This window comes from Massilia sp. CT11-108 (assembly GCF_047302915.1).
GTDB lineage: Bacteria > Pseudomonadota > Gammaproteobacteria > Burkholderiales > Burkholderiaceae_D > Telluria > Telluria orientalis.
In genome coordinates this window covers 1-2520 of record NZ_JBKYMO010000672.1, presented here as the reverse complement: position 1 = coordinate 2520, position 2520 = coordinate 1, and the positions used below count along the sequence as shown (strand labels likewise).

Genomic DNA, 2520 nt, shown 5'->3' with positions numbered 1-2520 from the left:
GCCCATGGCGCCCCCGTCGCGCGCGAGGAGCCAATGCGTGCCCTCGAGCCGGCCGCCGGGAGCGCCATGGGCGGCGAGGAAGTCCGCTTTGATGATGACCGGAAAGTCGCTGGCGTACACCAGGCGGGCGTTGTAGAAGTCGTTGTAGTTGTTGACGCCCGCGTCCATGCCGAGGACGTCCAGGCCGGCCGCGGACTTGGCGCGGTAGGCGACCAGCGTGCCGTTCGTCGCGTCGACGAACGCGAGGGTCTCGGTCGTCTCGCGCTGGGCGACGTTGATCACCTCGCCCAAGTGGATCTGCTCCGGCTCGCAGTGCAACGCGATGGCTTTGCCGAACAGGACGGGACCGGTCGGGCACAGCGACGACACGCCGCGGTAGCGCCGGCGGCAATGGGCGACGATCATGCGGATCGCGGCTTCGAACGCGGGCAGGCGGGCGGGCGCCGCGATGATCGTGTTGCTGACGATCCACGGGGCATCCACCGCGCGGTCGCGAAACACGACGAGCTTGCCGGACTCGAGCGGCAGCCCGGCATGGAAGAACACGGACAGGTCGGCATAGGCGCCGCCGAACTCGTGCAACAGGCACAGGCGTGCCAGGTCGGCCCGGTATGCGTACGGAAGCAGTTCCTCGTAGGCCCGGCACACGTCCGCTTCCATGTGCGCGCGCAGGAAGGCGCGGATGGCCGGCTGGTCGTACAGGCGATGCGGCAGTCCCGGATGGTGTTCCTTGAACGAGCCGATGTTGCGTGCGACCGCCGGCGGCAGGCGCGGCGGGGCATCGGGCGGCTGGTCGGCGATGAGTATGCTGAACAGGTTCATGGATGAGACCGGAGAGGCCTATTGTAGCCCAGCATGCGTCCTGGCACCGTCATTGCTCGCCGGCTTGCCTGAACAACGCTTCCAGCTCCGCCCGTTTGCTGTCCACCTGTGCGCGGCCGCGCTTGCCGGCAAACTCTTCCTCGATATTGTCGCGATAGAAACTCCAGGCCGCGCCCGACGTCGAGAACCGCCGCCATACCTCGCCGCCGACCCCCGAGTAATCGATCGCGCTGCCGTCGTCGAATTCCACGCGCAGGATGCGCTCGCGCGCGTCGTAGCCGATCGCGCGCAGCTTGCCCGCGTTGATGCGTTTCATGTCCATGTGTGGTTTTCTCCCCTGACGATGCATGGATTATTGGGACATTCACCTGATTCGGCAAGCCAATCCGTCCCGTGCGGCCGTGCATGCCTTGTTGGGTCCTCCGCTTGACCGTACTCTGGCTCAGCCGTACGACAATCATTAGAAAGGAGACTAACCGATGAAACGTTTCGCCCGCTGGCTCGCCGCACTTTTGTTCGCGCTGTCGTTCCTGCCGCTGTCCGCATCCGCCGCCGGTTATACCCAGACCCGCTACCCGATCGTGCTCGTGCACGGCCTGCTCGGCTGGGACAGCATCGGCCCCTTCGATTACTGGTTCGGCATCACGGACGCGCTGCGCCGCGACGGCGCCCAGGTCTACGTCGCCCAGGTGAGCGCCGCCAACAGCACGGAAGTGCGCGGCGAGCAGCTGCTCACCTACGTCAAGCAGGTGCTGGCCGCGACCGGCGCCCGGAAGGTCAACCTGATCGGCCACAGCCACGGCGGTCCGACCATCCGCTACGTCGCCTCGGTGGCGCCGAACCTCGTCGCGTCCGTGACGAGCGTCGGCGGCGTGAATAAAGGGTCGGCGGTGGCGGACGTCATCCGCGGCACGGTCGCGCCGGGGACCTTTTCGGAAGCCGTGCTGGGGTCCATCGTCGACGGCCTGGCGGGTACCATCGCCTTCCTGTCCGGCGACAGCAGCGCGCAGGTGTCGCCGGCGGCGCTGGATTCGCTGACGACCGCGGGTGCCGCAAAGTTCAATGCGGCGCATCCGGAAGGTCTGCCGACGACCGCGTGCGGCGAGGGCGCCTACCAGGTTGGAGGCGTGTATTACTTTTCGTGGAGCGGCGCGCAGCCGTTCACGAACCTGCTCGACCCGATCGACGCGCCGCTCGGCCTCGTGTCGCTGGCGTTCCGCGGCGAAAAGAACGATGGCCTCGTCGGCAGCTGCTCCAGCCACCTGGGCCGCGTGATCCGCGACGACTACGCGCTGAACCACCTGGACGAAGTGAACCAGGTGGCGGGCCTCGTCAACCTGTTCGAGACGAATCCCGTCACGCTGTACCGCCAGCACGCCAACCGCCTGCGCGAGATGGGCCTGTGAACCGCAGTCCGACCATCGTCCTGGCGCTCGGCGCGGCCGGCACGCTGTGGCTTGCCATGCTGGCCGGGCAGCCTGCGCCGGCAATGCAAACCGTGACCGTCACCCCGCCGGCGAAGTCGTTCGCACCATCGCTGCTGGGCACGCGGCCGGACGGCGCCGTGCACGTGGCGCCGGACGACAGCGTCGTCGCGGACGCCCAGTTGATCGAACTGTTCGACTACTACCTGAGCACCGTGGGCGAGAAATCGCCCGCCGCGGTGCGGGCGGAAATCGAGCGTGAACTGGACCGCAC

The 2520-nt window shown here is 67.5% G+C and carries 3 protein-coding genes and 1 pseudogene; 2 read left to right on the top strand and 2 right to left on the bottom strand.

Features of this window, described 5'->3' with window-relative positions:
• Window positions 1-822 (bottom strand): glycosyltransferase family 32 protein (locus ACEN88_RS29240; RefSeq protein ID WP_413345343.1); only part of this gene is annotated, 822 nt, incomplete at its 3' end.
• Between the two features lie 49 nt (window positions 823-871).
• Entirely contained in the window at window positions 872-1144 is a 273-nt protein-coding gene (locus ACEN88_RS29235) for a KTSC domain-containing protein (protein WP_413345342.1), read from the bottom strand.
• 157 nt (window positions 1145-1301) lie between these two features.
• On the opposite strand from ACEN88_RS29235, the gene ACEN88_RS29230 reads away from it, so the two are divergent.
• A complete protein-coding gene (locus tag ACEN88_RS29230; RefSeq protein WP_413345341.1) occupies window positions 1302-2228 on the top strand; it encodes a lipase family alpha/beta hydrolase in 927 nt (308 codons plus the stop codon).
• A pseudogene (locus ACEN88_RS29225) lies at window positions 2225-2520 on the top strand (hypothetical protein); the annotation flags it as partial. The gene ACEN88_RS29230 and the pseudogene ACEN88_RS29225, both read left to right, overlap by 4 nt.